The 17,117-nt window shown below is 64.0% G+C and carries 15 protein-coding genes and 2 tRNA genes; 10 read left to right on the forward strand and 7 right to left on the reverse strand.

Going from position 1 to position 17,117, the window contains the following annotated elements; translation table 11 throughout:
- From NA4_RS13535 to NA4_RS13545, 3 genes are all read right to left on the reverse strand, one after another.
- Positions 1 to 568, reverse strand: a 568-nt coding sequence (locus tag NA4_RS13535) for an AMP-binding protein (RefSeq protein WP_245671338.1), incomplete at its 3' end; no start/stop codon positions are given.
- Complete coding sequence (locus tag NA4_RS13540; protein WP_067469541.1) at positions 565 to 1,500, reverse strand: fumarylacetoacetate hydrolase family protein; 936 nt, start codon at positions 1,498 to 1,500, stop codon at positions 565 to 567. The genes NA4_RS13535 and NA4_RS13540, both read right to left, overlap by 4 nt.
- The gene (locus NA4_RS13545; protein ID WP_067469545.1) at positions 1,497 to 2,630 is read right to left on the reverse strand and encodes a VOC family protein; all 1,134 of its coding nucleotides are present in this window, start codon (positions 2,628 to 2,630) and stop codon (positions 1,497 to 1,499) included. Before NA4_RS13545 ends, NA4_RS13540 begins: the two co-directional genes overlap by 4 nt.
- Positions 2,631 to 2,762: 132 nt before the next feature.
- On the opposite strand from NA4_RS13545, the gene NA4_RS13550 reads away from it, so the two are divergent.
- On the forward strand, positions 2,763 to 3,425 hold the full coding sequence (locus NA4_RS13550) for a TetR/AcrR family transcriptional regulator (protein WP_067469548.1): 663 nt from the start codon (positions 2,763 to 2,765) through the stop codon (positions 3,423 to 3,425).
- A gap of 14 nt (positions 3,426 to 3,439) precedes the next feature.
- Here NA4_RS13550 and NA4_RS13555 read toward each other — a convergent pair whose 3' ends face one another.
- Complete coding sequence (locus NA4_RS13555) at positions 3,440 to 5,638, reverse strand: MMPL family transporter (protein ID WP_067469552.1); 2,199 nt, start codon at positions 5,636 to 5,638, stop codon at positions 3,440 to 3,442.
- 368 nt (positions 5,639 to 6,006) lie between these two features.
- Here NA4_RS13555 and NA4_RS13560 point away from each other — a divergent pair.
- Positions 6,007 to 6,079, forward strand: a tRNA-Ala gene (locus tag NA4_RS13560).
- A gap of 361 nt (positions 6,080 to 6,440) precedes the next feature.
- On the opposite strand, the gene NA4_RS13565 is transcribed toward NA4_RS13560, so the two are convergent.
- Entirely contained in the window at positions 6,441 to 7,043 is a 603-nt protein-coding gene (locus NA4_RS13565; RefSeq protein ID WP_067469555.1) for a DUF6069 family protein, read from the reverse strand.
- Positions 7,044 to 7,268: 225 nt separating this feature from the next.
- On the opposite strand from NA4_RS13565, the gene NA4_RS40310 reads away from it, so the two are divergent.
- From NA4_RS40310 to NA4_RS13600, 8 genes are all read left to right on the forward strand, one after another.
- Positions 7,269 to 7,670, forward strand: a complete 402-nt coding sequence (locus NA4_RS40310) for a hypothetical protein (RefSeq protein WP_157128984.1) — start codon at positions 7,269 to 7,271, stop codon at positions 7,668 to 7,670.
- A gap of 42 nt (positions 7,671 to 7,712) precedes the next feature.
- Positions 7,713 to 8,258 carry a DUF8020 domain-containing protein gene (locus NA4_RS13570; RefSeq protein WP_157128987.1) on the forward strand — a complete coding sequence of 182 codons (546 nt, stop codon included), beginning with the start codon at positions 7,713 to 7,715 and terminating at the stop codon, positions 8,256 to 8,258.
- Positions 8,259 to 8,846: 588 nt separating this feature from the next.
- A complete protein-coding gene (locus NA4_RS13575) occupies positions 8,847 to 9,509 on the forward strand; it encodes a Crp/Fnr family transcriptional regulator (RefSeq protein WP_067469561.1) in 663 nt (220 codons plus the stop codon).
- Between the two features lie 118 nt (positions 9,510 to 9,627).
- Positions 9,628 to 10,416, forward strand: a complete 789-nt coding sequence (locus NA4_RS13580; RefSeq protein ID WP_067469564.1) for a hypothetical protein — start codon at positions 9,628 to 9,630, stop codon at positions 10,414 to 10,416.
- Positions 10,416 to 12,587, forward strand: a complete 2,172-nt coding sequence (locus tag NA4_RS13585) for a hypothetical protein (RefSeq protein ID WP_067469567.1) — start codon at positions 10,416 to 10,418, stop codon at positions 12,585 to 12,587. Before NA4_RS13580 ends, NA4_RS13585 begins: the two co-directional genes overlap by 1 nt.
- Positions 12,584 to 13,699, forward strand: coding sequence for a hypothetical protein (locus tag NA4_RS13590; protein WP_067469568.1), 1,116 nt, complete (start codon positions 12,584 to 12,586; stop codon positions 13,697 to 13,699). Before NA4_RS13585 ends, NA4_RS13590 begins: the two co-directional genes overlap by 4 nt.
- Entirely contained in the window at positions 13,689 to 15,044 is a 1,356-nt protein-coding gene (locus NA4_RS13595) for a DUF4407 domain-containing protein (RefSeq protein ID WP_084497060.1), read from the forward strand. The genes NA4_RS13590 and NA4_RS13595 overlap by 11 nt, the downstream gene beginning before the upstream one ends.
- On the forward strand, positions 15,041 to 15,598 hold the full coding sequence (locus NA4_RS13600; RefSeq protein WP_157128985.1) for a Pycsar system effector family protein: 558 nt from the start codon (positions 15,041 to 15,043) through the stop codon (positions 15,596 to 15,598). The genes NA4_RS13595 and NA4_RS13600 overlap by 4 nt, the downstream gene beginning before the upstream one ends.
- Positions 15,599 to 15,692: 94 nt before the next feature.
- Here the strand turns inward: NA4_RS13600 and NA4_RS13605 are convergent.
- Both NA4_RS13605 and NA4_RS13610 read right to left on the reverse strand, forming a co-directional pair.
- Positions 15,693 to 15,766, reverse strand: a tRNA-Ile gene (locus NA4_RS13605).
- 187 nt (positions 15,767 to 15,953) lie between these two features.
- Positions 15,954 to 17,108 carry a DUF3566 domain-containing protein gene (locus NA4_RS13610; RefSeq protein ID WP_067469576.1) on the reverse strand — a complete coding sequence of 385 codons (1,155 nt, stop codon included), beginning with the start codon at positions 17,106 to 17,108 and terminating at the stop codon, positions 15,954 to 15,956.
- Positions 17,109 to 17,117 lie beyond the last annotated feature (9 nt).

Consider the following 17,117-nt stretch of genomic DNA (forward strand, 5'->3'; position numbering starts at 1 on the left):
CGAGCGGCTGAGGTTCGCCCGCCGTGGTCGGGCGCAGTGCCAGCACCGCGTCCAGCAGGCCGTCGGCGGACAGGACACGCGCGGAATCCCACACGGGCTCAGCCAATTCCGGCCCAGCCGTGATGAGGACGCGCGCTCCGGTGCGTTGTAGCAGTTCGGCGATGTGCCGCGGGGACAGGCCGCCGTTGATCGGGGCGGCGATCCCCGCCAGCTGGGCGGCAAGGGTCGCCGCGATCAGCTCGGCGCAGTTGGGTGCGATCAACGCTACCGCGTCACCGCGTCGCACACCGAGCTCGTGCAGCAGGTTCGCGTACCGGTGTACCTGTGATAGCAGTTGAGTAAAGCTGCGCTGCAACGGTTCTCGCCACCGTGCCGCCTCCGGCAAGACCGTGACGGCGGTGCGCTCCTGCCACGACCGCGCTGCCCGCACCAGCAGGTCATAGGTCGATTTCGGCAGGCCACGCTGCGCCAGCGGCGTCGATTCGATCTCGGCGAGATCGCTCGGCTGCGCATAGCGGGGCCACAGCAGCTCCTCGGACGGGGTGCTGATGGTCAGGTTGTCGGTCACCGGTACCTCACCGTGGTGCGCTGGCGGCCCAAATCGATGGCGCCGTCGTCGGTGGCGATCGTGGCCTCGATGACGTCGCCGTCGTGCAGATACTTCGGGTTCTTGGCCTGACCTTTGAAGAAGAGGTTCCACTTCACCGTCGCCGGAAGCAGATTCGCGATGAACTGGACCGGTTTCGGCGGAGCGCTCAACGCGGTGCCGATCGGGGTTCCGGTGAGCAGCAGGTCACCGGCGTCCATGCGCTGGAATCGGGTCAACGCCTGCAGAGTCTGCAGCGGCCGGTAGATCATGTCCGCGACCGTCATGTCCTGGCGAACCTCGCCGTTGACCCACAATCGCAGCCGCAGCTCGGTGAACCGCTTCAGCTCATCGAGCTCCAGCAGCACCAGCGCGGGCCCGACCGGCGTGAACGTCGGATACGATTTCGCCTCGTAGAACTGCGTTTTCGGCAACTGCACATCACGCGCGGAGACGTCGTTGGTGACAACGAGACCGGCGATGTAGTCGCCGAGGCTGTCCGGGGTGATCTCCGATCCCACCGGCATCTCCCGGCCGAACACCAGGCCGATCTCCACTTCGTAGTCCAGCAACCGGACATGGGCGGGCCGGATAACGTCGTCGTGCGGACCGCTGATCGACCCCGACGCCTTTCGAAAGAACGTCAGCGGAATCGTTTCCGGATCCATGCCCGAATCCTTCACGTGCGAGGCGAAATTCGTCATTTGCGCGACCACTCGGCAGGGCGCGGTCACGGGAGAGGCCAGCGAAAGCCCCTGGACCGGCACGACCTCGCCGCTCGCGGCAGCCGCGAGGACCGCCTGGCGATCGGCGAGCAGCTGAGCTGTCGTGGTCGCGGCGGTATCGACCTTCGCGGCGCCCGCGGGTGTCACCACCCACCAGGCATCGTTGGTTCGGAGAACGGAAATGCTCATGAATTGGCTACTTTCAACAGGCCGCGTAGGCGACGGAGATCGAATTCGTTGTCTTCGCGCAGCGCGCCGACCATCGCGCGCAGCTCGTGAAGCGATTCCCGGCCCGGCTTCAGGCCGAGGAAGTCTTTGCTGGCCCGCGGCCCCCACTGGGCCAGTCCGGAGGCGGTGAACGGCGCCCAGCCGGGTTCCAGCGTGCTGTCGAACATGTCGCCGTCGCTGAAATGCTCGACCAGGAACCCGTCCGGGTCGCGCCAGTAATCGAAGATCTGGCTGCCCTGGATGTGCCTGCCGATCCCCCAGGACCGGTAGTAACCGTGGTCGCGCAGATACTCGCCGCCCGCGGCCAGCGCGTCCAGGTCGGCGACTTGATAGGCCGAGTGCACGTACCGGTTGGCCGGGCCGAGCACCAACGCCAATGTGTGGTGGTCGGCGGGCGTCCGGCCGCGGTCGCAGCGGATGAAGCTCATCACCGGCCCACGCTCACGCTGCCCTGGGTAATAGAGAAAGTCGCTGACGATCAGGCCCAAATGCCGTAGATACCAGTCGAGCGTCTCCCTGTACTTGGTGGTCTGCACCACCACATGCCCCAGACGTTGGACCAGCGCCGGTTCGCGGGGCGGGCGTTGCGTGCGGTTTATCCGGTCAACCTCGTGCCCGAGGTTGAGTGTGTGCGGAGCCTGTGCGGGCAAGGCGGTCAACGTGTGCACATCCGCGACGACTCGCACCCGCAACCCGCTCGGATCAGTCAGCTCGACGGTCGATCCGCCCAGGCTGTCGGGCAGGTTCACCACCTTGTTTCCCCCGGCCTCCGCCAACCGGAGCAGATCGGCGGTGTCCGCCGCTCGAAAGGCCGGGCCGACGAATCTCGATCGCGGTCCGCGCCGGATCAGCACGCATGGCGCGTCGGCGCCGGTTCCCCGCAGGTGCAGTTCATCCGGCGTGCGCAGCGACGTCGCGAAGCCGAAGGCGTGTGCGAAGGCCGCCGCGCGCTCGAGGTCCGGTTTCTCGAACTCCAGCCACGCCAGATCGTGCACCTTCACGATCGGGTCGTGCGTTCGCCCTGGATGTTCACCCGCCAAAGCGCCGTGCTCGCTGTGCAGGCCGGTGTGCGGGTCGTGATGGTCGATCATCGACCACTCCCTCCATATGACTGACGATATCGTCATATACGACGTAATGTTCAGTCAAGGGCATTGAATAATTCGTCACAACTGAAGTGGGAGCTACCATGTGCGAGGACGACCAGGGAGAGGTGAGCAGGTATGAGCGAACAGACCGACGCGGAACCGAACCGGCTGGAGCGGCGCAAGGCACGCACGCGCGCCGCCCTGGTGAGCGCGGCCCAGTCCTTCATCGCGACCGGGAAGCTGAACGCGCCGATCCTGGAGATCACGCAGGCCGCCGATGTCGGCATGGGGTCGTTCTACAACCACTTCCACAGCCGGGAGGACCTGTTCCAAGCCGCGGTCGAAGAGGCGCTGGACCAGCACGGCGCCGTGCTCGACACATTGATGGCGGGGTTGGATGACCCGGCCCAGATCTTCGCGCAGAGTTTCCGGTTGACCGGCCGCTTGCATCGGCGAAACCCCACCCTCAGCAAGGTACTGCTCAACAGCGGACTCGCCGTGACCGCCTCCGAGAAAGGGTTGGCGCCACGCGCTCGCCGGGATATCGAGGCAGCCGCCCACGCGGGCCGGTTCCACATCAGCGACGCAGAACTGGCCATGACGATCGTGGCCGGCGCCGCCCTGTGCTTGGGCCAGCTACTACACGATCAGCCCGACCGAGACGACGGCGCCGCGTCCGACCAGGTCACCGAGAACCTGCTGCGTATGTTCGGCATCCCGGCCGACGAGGCAGGCGAGATCTGCCGGCTCCCGCTGCCTTCGCTCGACTCGCTGCCGCGCGGCGACAGCGCCGCATGACCTGATCGACGGCGTCAACTCACGCTGCGCGCGAAGTCGCGAGTGAATTCGTGCTCCAGTTCCGCGCCCTCGATGTCGAGATCCGGCACGTAACGTCCGAACCAGCGTGGGTGGTACCACATGCGGGTGCCGACCAGGGCCATCACAGCTGGCACGAGTGTGAGCCGGACGACGAAGGCATCGAGCACCACCCCGACCGCCAGCGTGAACGCCAGTGGCTTGACGATCGGATTGTCGACCCAGGTGAAGGCCACGAAGACGGCGCACATGATCAGCGCCGCGGCGCTCACCACCCGGGCCGAATGCGCCACCCCGTTCTGCACCGCCCCCACCGCATCCCCGGTACGGCTGAATTCCTCTTTGATCCGGGACACCACGAAGATCTGGTAATCACTGGAGAGCCCGAAGATGATCGCGAGGATGACGATGGGCAGGAAGCTCAGCGTCTGCGCCTTGGTCACCTGGAAAAGGCCTGCTCCCCAACCCCATTGGAACACCGCGACCTGAATGCCGAGCGCCGCGAAGACCGAGAGGATGAATCCGGCGATCGACGACAACGGCACCAGCACGGTGCGGAAGGCGATCGTCAACAGCACCAGCGCCAAGCCGACCACAACCAAGAGGAAGATCGGCAGCGCGTCGGCCAGCCGGTTGGAGGTGTCGATGTTCGCGGCGGTGGTGCCGCCGATCAGGAAGGCGGCTCCGGTGTTCGCTTCGATGCGGTCGCGGTTGTCCCGCAGCCGGGTGACCAGATCCGAGGTGGCCTGATCGTCCGGACCGGTTTTCGGCACGACCTGCAGGAGCAGCAGGCGGTCGCCGCTGCCTGCCGGCTGGACCGCGGCGACGTCGGGTTCGGCCTGCAACCGTTGCGTCAACGTCTGCCCTACCTCCGGTCCGGTAGCGTTGGACAGGTCGGTCACCATCAGCAGCGGGCCGTTGAAACCGGGACCGAATGAGCGGCTGACCAGGTCATAGGCCTTGTGGGCAGTGCTCGATTCCGGTTGCGACGCGCCACTGGGCAGCCCGAGATCCATCCGAGTGACCGGCATCGCCAGCACGACCAGCGCGGCGATTCCGGTCACGAGCAGCGGCACCCGGAAGCGCGTGACGAATCGGCCCCAGGCATGCCCCATCGTTTGCTCGGGTTCGTACGCCGCGATCCGCGCCACCTCCTCCGGTCGTCCTGGATGCAACGGAGGCGAAATGAAGCGAGCGACAGTATCACCGGCGAATCCGAGCAGTGCGGGCAGCAGCGTCAGTGCGACCAGCATCGCCACCAGCACAGCGCAGGCCGCTGTGAGCCCCATGACCGTCAGGAACGGAATGCCGGCGACCGAAAGCCCGCACAGCGCGATGATCACGGTCACCGCAGCGAATACGACCGAGCTTCCCGCCGTGCCGACGGCCAGCGGTATCGACTGCTCCGCCGGCAGCCCGAGCACGATGTTGTGCCGGTGCCGGGACAAGATGAACAGCGCGTAGTCGATCCCGCACGACAACCCCAGCATCAACGCCAGCGACGTCGCCGCCGCGGGCACGTCGACGAAAGCGGCCACACCCAGGATTCCGGTCAGACCGATGGCCACGCCAACCAACGCCGTGATGATCGGCAGGCCTGCGGCGACAACCGCCCCGAACGTGACCAGCAGGATGACGAAGGCCGCGGCGATACCGAAGACCTCCGGCGTTTCGGGTACTTCGGCGGTGAAGCCCGGGTACACCGCTCCGGAGAACTCCACGTCCAGTCCTGCGTCCCGCGCCGGGGCGGCGATGTGGTCCACGTCGTCCAGCGTCTCCTCGGTGACCTCTCCGGTCGGCACCGAGAATTGCACGCTGCCCAACGCGACCCGCTGATCTGGTGCCACCGCCTTGGCCTCGAACGGGTCGACCACCGTCGCAACCTGCGGCAGCCCACGCAAGCCGGCCATGACCTGCTCGATCTGGGCGCTCGGCTGCTGGTCGGTGACCTTCGACAGACCTGGGGTGGCGAACACGACCTGCATCTGAGCTCCGCTGTACGCGGGCATCCGCTGCTTCAACAAGGAAACAGCGTCCTGTGACTCGGTCTTCGGAATGGTGAAGTCGTCGGTGGTCTTGCCACCGCTCAACGCGGCGAATCCGATCGCACACGCGAGCAGAACCAGCCACACCGCCAGCACCCACCAGCGTCGAAGGGCGACCAGGCGACCGAGAGCGAACAGATACCGAGACATGCGGGTCCTCTCATCGAGCAACCAGCGACACATCGACGAACCGGATCTGCGACCACGATAAATGCCCCCGCCGGGCGGTACCGCCACAACGCTCGAATCCCGGCCCCGACCTGGAGCCGACGGCGATCCCCCGCACCGACGTTGCCGACCGACCTCGCGTGCTGATCCGATCGCCTCGGCGCCATCACCGCCATCGCCTCGGCCATTGCTCTACGCTGCGGACACCGATCCCCGCGGCGCATCACACGGCGAACAGCTGCGACGACCCGGCTCCGCGCACCAGTTACCCTGCCGTTTTGACCGCGTCAATGGCGAGAAGGTACCGTTTTCCAGGCGTATATGCGCGCCAACCGTGATGAACGGTGATTGGGGCCTTAGCTCAATTGGCAGAGCACTGCCTTTGCAAGGCAGGGGTTAGGGGTTCGATTCCCCTAGGCTCCACGCATCGGAGGCTCATGCTCATCGAGAGCATGAGCCTTTTGCGTTCCGCGTGTTTTGTGGGGGTGCAACCCCCACGCCCCGCCCGGCGGGCTGCGCCCCCGGACCCCGCGTTTGCTTGGTTGCGTTGTGTGAGTCATGGTGCGAGTCAGTTCGCGCAATGACCACCGACGGCGGCGGGTGCTCGGGGAGAGCGCTCGCCCTCTTGGTTCCGCGTATTTGTGGGGTGCGACCCGCACGCCCCGCCCGGCAGGCTTTGCCTCCGGCCCCCAGGCTTGTGGTTGCGTCGGGGCACGGCGGAAAGCCGCCAGTCACCGTGCGAGCAGTCGCTCCACCGTGTTCCGGCCTTCCGCCCTGCCCTTCCTCACTGGTGCACGATGCTCTTGGCGCCCACCATGCGCACCATGCTGAGGATCGGGAGTCCGATCACCAAATGTTCGACACCAGTGGTGATACCCACCCACAGATCGTTGGACAGTGCCAGTGGAATGACGACCGCCGCGGCGGTGAGGATTCCCACGATCCAGCCGAAGAACAATTCCGGTGACGGGGTGCCCAGGCGCAGCAGATACCAGAGCACCCCGGCAAGCAATGTGCAGATGAAGGCCACCACCGCGAACCAGTACGAGTCCTGAGCCATCGGGTTCCATACCCCGAAGTTGCCGCTCTCGGTCACCCGGGTGGCGATGATTTCGATGATCCAGGCGCACAGCCAGGCCGCGAGCGCGGTCACCACCGCCGCCGCGAACACACCGCCGGCGAACATGCCGATGTTGACGTCCGGTTCCTGCTGTGACCGAGACTCCCGGTCCGGATATTCGGACTGCTGATATGCGGTGTATCCGTGGTCTTGGCCGTACCCGGAACCCTGGCTGTATCCGGGATCTCCCCGGTACCCGGGATCACGGTAGTTCCCCGGCTGATAACCGGCTTCGTAACGTGCGGTGTGCTGGTCGCGCGGATCCATGGGATTCAACCGCCGATCACCTCCGTCGAGAGCGTGCGTGTGCGTCGAGTGTAGGGCCCGACCGAACAGGCTGCTGACCGCATTCAGGTGTCCATAGCGGGGCGGGAGTGGGAGCCCGGGCGCGATTCCCCCGCGCTTCCCGGCGATCCGAGTGGAAGCACCTGACGCCGAGGGTCTCGACACCAGCTACGCGGCCATTGCCAGCGCTGGTGCGGCGAGAGAAGCATGGGCAGCGCACCCCCGCGCTGGGGCGCTGAATACAAGAAATGCGATTGGGCAGGAATGGTCCTTTCCGCCAAGGCACCGACTGTTCTCTACTCGGCGTCGGTGAGCAGGTCAGGCTATCTCGAATATCTGCGTGATCAAGACGTTCAAGTAATCCGATTAGCTTGCGGTGCATGGTCTTTCATAGATCGCATCATCGATGCCGACATCCTCCGGATTGCCGCAATGAAATGGCGCAGCGGCCGAAATAACTTCCGAACACGTCCGGTACAACATGCATACGCCATAGTGAAAACCGACCGTTTGAATCAAAAATGGGAAGGCATAATACCTATAGACTTAAAATCTCCTGAGAGGGAGGATATCCATGATGCCGTTTGTTCGGGGAAAACGGAACCTTGAATCGGCAGGATGATTGGAAGTCCAATGATAATCAGAAAGTTGGTGGTGGCCGCACTCATAGCCATCGCATCCACGGGGATCGCGACCGTGACGGCTCAGGGTCAGGGCCGAGTAGCGGGACAGGATCTCACTGCCACTCTGGCGGATGGCCCCATCGCCTATACAACGACGTTGGCGGCTGATCACTCGAGCGCCACGATCAACCTCGCGTCCGGGAAGTTCGTCCCGGTTCCCGACGGGATCAACGTGATCGCGGACAACGGTGCACTCGTCGGCTCGATCCCGACGACACTGCGCATGGAGACGGGTCAAACCTTCACCGTCACACCGTCGCTCGACAGCACGGGCAGGATTTTGACGATGACACCGGCGAGTGGCGCGCCGTCACCCGCTGCGGTCAACACGCCACCTGAGGTGGAGAGCCTGCTGCAGGACGCCCTGTTTGTCGGACTCTTCGTGGGCGCGGCAATCGGCTGCGCGATCGGCGTTCTCATCGGAATCTGGTTCTTCCTGGTGGGCGCCGTGATCGGCTGCGCGATCGGCGCTGCCATCGGTGCATGGATCGGCTTCTTCTTCTTCCCGATCTGATCAATCTCCACGAGGAATCGAATCGAGGTGGTCGAAACGGCCGAGTGGTCGATCAGGCCGCTCGGCCTCTCTGTGCCCGCAGCGTCACCCCTCGGATCGCCTACCGGCCACGCGGGCACCGGGCGAAAGCCTGCGCATGTCCACCCGAAGGTCATCACCCGATCCCGCAGATCTACACGAACACGACCGGACCCACAAACGTTCAGTTCCAGATCAATACATCGAATGACCGACTTCAAGACGGGGACCCAAGCGAATACTCTGCCGGTATGGATACTCTCCTCCGAAGCGATCCTGTCCTGGACATATGTCTGGATCGGCGATCGACCGGTGAACGCGCCCACACAATCACCGTGGCGAATCTTCCGACGATGCGAGATACTGCAATCTCGAGCCGCATCCGATTTGCGCAGCAGATTTTCACCCCGACCGTCGGCGATGCTCGTAGCCGTGAAGGCTCCAGGAATCATGCAGGACAAGAGGTCACCGGTGTCGCGCCAGCGGTGATGACCGGATGCATCGGGAGGACAGTTGGCTCGTTCAGTGTCGTTCCGAACGGGTGAACGCAACTGGCCCCCCGGTACGTTCATGGATCAGCTCAGCGAATCGTCCCAGCGAGATCTGTTGGCATTGTCCCGCCCGGTCTCCGTCAACGCCGGAAAAATACTGATCCAGCAGGGCGAAGTCCGCAAACATGTCTGCTTGCTGCGCTCACAGGACGTGGGGGCGTCGGCTTGCGTGAAGATCACCGCGACCTCGCGCAACGGCAACGAATCCCTGCTCGGTATCCGAGTAGGCGGAGACGTGGTCGGTGAACTCGCGGCACTACGGAATGTTCAACGATCCGCCACTGTCACAACGTGTTCCACGACCATTGTGCACAACATTCCGCACGGTCGATTCCTTGACTTCCTGAACAGCCACAACGAGGGCTGGGAAGCCCTGTGTCGAATGATCGCGGGGCGGCTCGACTGGGCCAATCGGCGGCGACTGGATTTCGCTGGGTACGACGTGTCACAGCGATTGGCTCGCGTACTACTCGAGTTGGCAGAGCGACACGGCCACGAGTCCGACTCCGGGTACGAAATCGGCGTCCGCCTCTCTCAGACCGAGATGGGCATGCTGATCGGCGCCAAAGAGGACGCGATCAGCCTGGCGATGCGCCGGCTACGAGACGAGAACTTGGTCGCTCCGGCCTATCGCAGAGTGACCCTCGTCGACATTGATCGCTTGCGTGTCTTCGCGGATTGACGCCGAAAATCTACATCACTGATTTTTGCGGAATTCTGGCGCGCCAATCGTGACACGCTGCACCGCGACCCTGGTAGCAATCGGCCACCGGTCGAATGGAAGGACGCTGGACTCAGCAATGGGTGAGATATTCGCTCGCAGACTGTTGCTTTCGGTTGACGCGGCAGGCTACGGCGCCGCCGACGATCAGCGACAGCGAACTATGCAGACCGCAATCCGCGCGGTACTGGACCGTGCCGCTACCGAAGCCGGTCTCGATCGCAGTGCCTGGATCACGCAGCCCGGTGGTGACGGTGAGCTGGCGATCCTGCCCGCCGATCAATCCGATCGCGAACCGACCGTGGTCAACGACTTCGTCCGCGAGCTGAACTACGCACTGGCCGTGCACAATCGAGACCTGCTCGACATCGCGCGACTGCGATTGCGACTGGCGATCCACTACGGCGTCGCGAATCCGGCGGACAACGGCTACGCGGGTCAAGGTGTCGTCGCGGTGAGTCGATTGGTCGACAGCTCGCCCGCGAAGGCGGCCCTTCGCGAGGCTCCCGCCGCTCATCTCGCGGTGGTGTTGTCCCAGCGAGTGTTCACCGATGTGGTCGCACAAGGTCACACTCCGCTCTCCCCCTTCGCATTTCGCGAGATAACCGTGCGCAACAAGGAGTTCGCGGAACCCGCGTATCTCCTCGTGCCAGGACATGATGTCCACGCGCTGTCCTTGACCGACACCGGTGTCGCGTCCGCCTTGACGGAACCCGAGCACACGCGCGACGAGAAACCGACGCGGACACAGCGGCAGGCCGACACCCCTGGCGCGCCAGCTACAGCGAACCTGACATTCCACGGCAACATCACAGCGCCGCACGCCGTCTTCGGAATCAGCGCGCCCAACGGAATTTTCGAACCCTGATGGAATCAACGAACAAGCAGTCCAACCCTTCGACATCGGACAACGACGACCCACGAAACAGCAAATCCGAGAACAACGCCACAGCGTCGCTGAACGACTCGAACAGCCCCTCCAACCGGTCGAAGCTGGTCAACTTCAACCAGAACTTCTACGGGTCGGTCATGTCGAGCGGCGGTCACTTCGGCATCGCGGGTGCGACGCCCGATTCGGCGCCGCTGACCGGAAAGCTCAGTGAGAAGGATATTCTCGTCGCCAGAAAGTGCTACGTGCAGCCGGATGGCTACGCGGAGGCGCTGACGATTCTGGCATCCGACCATGTGGTGCTCATCACCGGCAGACGTGGTCTCGGGAAACGGTCAGGCGCGATCTCGCTGCTGCGGGAGATCACCGGGGGTCCGCTCCGCGTACTGTCACCGACGACCGCACTTCAGGATCTCGCAAAGCGGCCGTATGAAGCAGGTCACGGGTATCTGGTCGCGGAATACAGCGGCATCGATGGTTCGCAGGGCACCGAATTCGATTGGCACGCGGTACGCGATCAGGTCAGGGAAGCAGGAGCGTGGCTGGTCCTGACCGCACACGCGCTGCCCGCGGCAGGGTCGGAGGTGGTCAGGCGGATCGCGTGGCGCAAGCCCGAGACCAAGCGGGTTGTGGCCGCTCGCCTGGTGGTCGACGGTTCGCCCGAGGTCTCCGTCAGCGCCATGATCGAAGCGATCGAGACCACCCTGCCTCCCGACTGCAGCATGCACGATCTCATCGCCGTCGTGGATCGGGTTCTCGCGGGTGACGACATCGCAGCGGCGCACGATGTGCTGGACGAGTCGGCGCGAAACCATGTGCAGCGCTGGTTCGATGGCAAACGCGGTCGCAGACAAGTGCTCGAGGTCGCGACGCTGTGTTTCCTCGGCCCGAGCGGACGAAGGTCTTTCGAGTCCGAACTGAAGAGACTCACCGACGAGGTCGCGTCCTTGATACCGGTGCCGGACCGCACCCCGAATCCTGCGGACGACAACGACGATCACCTGCCCGAAACCCGGTTGCCGACGGCCACCGATGAGGGGCTCATTCAACTCGTGACCACGAGCGTCGGCGATGTGCAACGGCAGCTTCTCGAATTCAGGTCGCCCGCGTACCACCAATATGCCGTCGCCGAACTGTGGGCCCGTCTGGATGTTTCGTTCTGGGACGGTATTCGCGACTGGCTCAGAACGGTCATCATCACGACCGATTCACATGATTTCGAACGACTCAATGCCATCGCCACGGGAGCCGTAGTCCTCGGCATGGTTGAATTCACTGAAGCAGACGAACTGTTCCTGCAACCGTGGTCGCGAGCCGAATGCGGATGGAGCGGGCAGAGCGCCGCGGTCTACGCGTTGTGGATCATGTGTACGTCCGAGCCACTCGCGCCGATCGCATTGCGCACTGCCGTGCGTTGGGCGACCCACGGCGACTCCGATCAACGCCTCACCGCCGCCCTAGCGTTCAGCGGGCCGCTGGGAATCCGCTATCCCGAGGAAGCCACCGAACGGCTGTGGCAACTCATCGCACAGTCGAGCCAGAACGATACCGAACACGCACTGGCACTGGCCGCACTCTTCGCCACACTTGTCTCCGATGCCCCGGAGAACGCCGAAATAGTATTGCGGCGCCTGAACGACCAATACGACGAGTCGAATCCCTATCTGCACAGCCGCGTGGTCGGCACGATGGCGGAAGTCCTGGCGGCGCGCGAATACCGGTCGGGCAAGTCGGCAATGCTCAACTATCTGGTTCAGCAGCCCGAACAGGTCGATCTCATCGCACAGATGTGGGCGTACGTCCTCCGGGAACGCTCGATTCGCATACCGATCCTCGATGAGCTGCTCGACGGACTGAACGATCTGACGACGATCGCGGAGGTACCCGATGAGACCGCCAGGACATTCGGTACCGCATTGGCCGCAGCGCTGACCACGCGCGAAGCCTCGATCGTCGTACACGATCTCGACGTTCGCCGAGCATATCGGAAGCGCCAAAGAGAACAGCAGGACCGAAAAGCCCGCAGAACCGGCAGAGATCTGAGTCTGCCGATATCGATCATCGAACGCGACGCCGAACTGGAGCGCCTCCTCCGCGTCATCGAGGCATCCCTCACAGCCAGAACTCCTGACCGAAGTGAACTGAATTGAACAAGATCCCAGTAACCCGCACATATCCGATCATCGAACAGAAGACGCTCGACATCGTGCGCAGGCGCTGGTTGCGCAAGCGTTCGCGACCGCTCGACGAGATGCTGAAACCCACCGCACATCAAGTACTCGTGTACCAGGTAGGCGACCAGCTCATAGTCGACAGCGGGGCACGTCGGGTCACCGACGGCCAAGTCGTCGACGCGACGAGTGTGAGCCTGGTCGATATGACTGTCGGTGCGCCCGTGCTCGTAGAACTGACGATCCCTGCCGACAGCGCGGCCGAATTCACATTGCATGTCACCTTCGAATGCACTGTCACCGACGCGTTGACGGTCGTGCGCAACGGCAAAGTGGATGCGCGCACCTTCCTCGGCACCTACCTGCGCAGTATGCCGGACCTTGCCGATATCGGGCAGAAGTACCGTATCGATCAAGTCAAGGAAATGCGTAATGAGCTGATCACCTGGCTGACCTCCTACGTGATCAACGATCCGCCCAAGCAGTTCGGCATGCGGATCACGATGGTCGGTGCGCAGGTGCTGACCCCCGACGAACTCGCGGAATTCGAGAAGCGTCGCAGAGACCAGATGTACGAAGACTCGCTGACCCGACAGCGAGAGGACAACGACGCGGCGCGCAGAGGCGCCCGCCAATCCCATCAGCATGTTTACGACGGCAAAGAACAAAGACACGAACTCGATATGCGTGCCGAACGCAACCAGGCCGACCTCGATCAGATGCAGACGATCAGCGAACGCGTCGGATCGAATCCGCTGTCCGCCATGTACCTCGCGCTGGCCACTGGAGGTATGGACTCCAGGGAGGTCGCCAACATCCTGCGAGAACAGGCCGAGGTCGAGATCCAGCGCAAGTACGCCGAGCGGCAAGCAATCCGCAAGATCCCCAGCGAGATAATTCGCGACCTGCTGTCCGCCGACCTCCAGGAAGCGAATATTCACCCCGAGAAGGTGGAGAAGGCGCTCGAGCGACTCGTCGAGACGGTCGGCGAACTGGTCGCCAAAACGACGGAACCGACCGAAGCTGTCACGGCGACACCGAAGCATGAGGCCATCAGCGCGGGCGAAGTCGAGAAGTCCGATGCAGAATAGCTATTCGAACACCGCGGGGGGCACGACCCAGCCCGCCCTCGACACGCCCGGTGCCGGCTTCCGCCCGGTCGCCTCGCAACACGGTGTCGGGGTCCGGCTCCGCGGGCTGATCGGTATCCGCGAAGAGATACTCGACTGGATTCCCGAGGAACGCGCGAAATATACGCGTCTCGGCGCGATCGTGCTGAATACCGGCCTGATGGCCGGTCTCTCGTTTCTCGTAGCGTTGCAGAGCATTTCGGACGTGTTCTGGCTGCTGTTGCTCCCGGTCGCCGCGTTCTGGGTGTACCTGGTGGTCAGTCTCGACAGTTGGCTGATCGCGGGTACGCACGGGTTGCTCAGTACCGGTCGAATGCTGATATTCCTCCCCCGGCTGTTCATCGCGGTGCTGATCGGTTTCATCATCGCAGAGCCACTGCTCTTGTGGGTGTTCAAACCGGCGATTCATAAGGAGGTGCTGGAGACCCGCGGCGATGAGATCTCCATCTACACCGGACGTTTGACATTCTGCAACCCGGCGTCCGGTCGGCCCGTCGCCGATCCGGGTTGCCAGGATTTTCTGGTCAGCGTGCCGAATCCACCGCACGCCGCACAGGACGAACTCGTCCGTCTCACCGGCGAGCGCGACCGGGCCGCGAGCAAATTCGATACCGACAGTCGCGAGTGGAAGGACTTGGAGACCCACGCCATCAATGAATGCGCCGGAACCGCGGGCGTCGGTCTGACCGGAGTGGCGGGCAACGGCCCGGAATGTCAGCGCAATCGTGAGAAGGCCGATCAGTTCCGTGCCGACCGCAAGATCGACCAGCAACAGAGCAACCTCGATGACCTGAACGCCAAAGTCGAGAAAGCGACAGTGGATGTCGCGCTCGCGGAGGGCACATACGGCAGACAGGTCGCCGCCGCTATCGATGAACGGGTGCAGCAGCGAAAGCGAGACCAAGGCTCCATCGGCCTGCTCGACGAAGAGCGCGGACTCAGCGCGCTTTCCGACGAGAACACCTCGGTCCTCTTCGCACAGTGGCTGGTGCGCTTGTTGTTGCTGGCAATCGACTGCCTGCCCGTTCTCGCCAAGATGCTGAGCGGTGTCACCGCCTATGATCAGCGGGTCTATCGCCAGACCGAGGCCGGGAAGAATCTGCACGAGCGATACCTCGGCTTGCGCGAAGCCAAGGACGGCGCGGTCATCGATGTCGAAATGCGCGGCACCGAGCGATGGCTGCAAGTCCAACTCGAGAAGATCGATGAAGCCGATCGAAGCGACCGCGCCGAACGGGAGATTCACCGACGCGACCAAATCGCCTCGCTGGCGAGTCGTTTGCGGAGGAAAGGCATGACGGGATGACAGCACCGCCTCGCCGCCGACCCAACCTCCGTCGGTTGATCGGCAGAGACGATCAACGCGCACACGATGCCTGGCGGACCCTGGAATTGGTCATCGGAATGATCAAACACGCGGAGACCAAATCCATTGCCGCACTGGCGACCGCAGGGGTGCTCGGCCAGGTACTGTTCGTCGTGCTCCGCGCGGAAGCGCTCGGCGGTGGAGCCTCGGTATGGATCAGCGCGGGCTCGAGTGCTGCATGTATCGCCGGAGCGGGAATCTGTGCGGCGTACTCGCTCTGGCCGAGACTCGGCAACCGTGATGTCGAGCCGAACCTGCTTTACTTCACGCACGCGGCGCCGCGCTACGGATTCACCAAGGAAACGTATGTGCGACAGTTGGCCGACTTGACACGCGACACTGATGCGGTGGTCGAACAGATCGCACAGCAGATCTGGGAGAACTCCGCCGTCGCCCGCCGCAAGTTCAGATACGCGAATCTGGCCATTGGCTGGCTACTCGCCGCGATGCTGTGCCTGGTAGCCACAGCGTGCATCGCCGCGACGAGCAGCTGAGCCCAACCTACCCGCGAATCAGCCACGTCGTGTCTGGACAACCCGAGAGAAAAAAGCCTCGACCGGTTGCACCGATCGAGGCATTACTCGAATGTGGGCCTAGGAGGACTTGAACCTCCGACCTCTTCGTTATCAGCGAAGCGCTCTAACCGCCTGAGCTATAGGCCCGTGTTGTTCGACTCGGATCGCCCGAGCCGAGAGCAAAGACTACCGGACATGACGTCCATGAACCAAAACGGCTGGTAGGCGGCCTGCGGCACGGTCGGAGTATCCGTGCCGGAGACCGCTGTCGGTAAACCAAAACGGCCGGTACCAGCCCCCGCAGAGGCGGATACCGGCCGTTCGGAAGAACCGGCTAGTCGGGGTCGGCCAGGGTTACCTGGATGCCGCCGACGAGGTCGCAGCACTGGTTGTAGATGAAGGTGCCGACCGTGCCGAGCGCGGTGAACAAGACGACGTTGATCAGGCCGATCACGCCCGCGTAGCCGAAGACGGTGCCCGCGTCGATCAACCCCACCGAGCCGCTGTCCTGAGACACCATGTCGGTGAACGTGTTGTTCAGCCGCTCCCACACACCCATGCCCTCGAGCACGATGTACAGCAGGCCGACCGCCAGCATCCACACGAAGAACATCGCCACGCTGATCACGAGGGATATCTTCAACGTCGACCAGGGATCGATGCGACGGATCTGCACTGTGGCCCGCAGCGGCTGACCGGAAGCGACCGCGGCGACCGCGACCGGAACCGCGGGCGAGACCGGCGCGGACTGCGGACCGGTGGCTTCGGTCGGCGGCAGCGGGTGGCGGATCTCGGACAGGTCGGGCATGTCCTTGATCAGCTCCGGCCGCGCGATGCTGCGGGTGGGTCCGTCGATGCCGACGGACTTCACCATCGCCGCTTCCTTGCGTGCCGCCTTGGCCGCCAGGTCGGCGGTGGTGCGCGCGTTGGACGCGTTGTTGCCGAGCCCGACCGCCCCGCCGGAGTTCGGGCGGCCGGTGACCGGCGCCTGACCAGGGCGGTACAGGTTGGACTGCGGTTCCCGCTGCGGAAGCTGCGACCAGCCGTCCTGATACTGCGACTGCTGTCCGCCGTTGCCTGCGGCGCCCCCGGCCTGCTTTTCCCCGCCATCGGGCGCGGGCTGCTCGGCCGTGGTGTTCATCCGCGCCGTCTTCTGATCGAAGTGCTCCTGGCCGTCGCCGCCAGGCGCCTTGTCCGGCGTCCCCTGCTTGTCGCGCAGCTCCTGCGGCTGGGCATTCGGCTGGTTGACGCCGGGCCTCGGCTGATTGCCGGGCTGCCCGACCGGCTGAGGCCCCGGTTGGCTCTGGTGACCACCCGGCTGTCCACCACCGGGATGGCCGCCTCCTTGCTGGCCGCCACCGGGCTGACCGTTCTCGGCCGAGGCGACCGGCCGTGGGATCGGCCGCGGCGGGATCGGTGACGGTGCGATCCGCTCGGTCACACCGTTCGTCTGGTGCCGCTCGTCATTCGGCTGATTCGGAGTGGTCAATGGGAATCC

The sequence above is a fragment of the Nocardia amamiensis NBRC 102102 genome (assembly GCF_001612745.1).
Taxonomy (GTDB): domain Bacteria; phylum Actinomycetota; class Actinomycetes; order Mycobacteriales; family Mycobacteriaceae; genus Nocardia; species Nocardia amamiensis.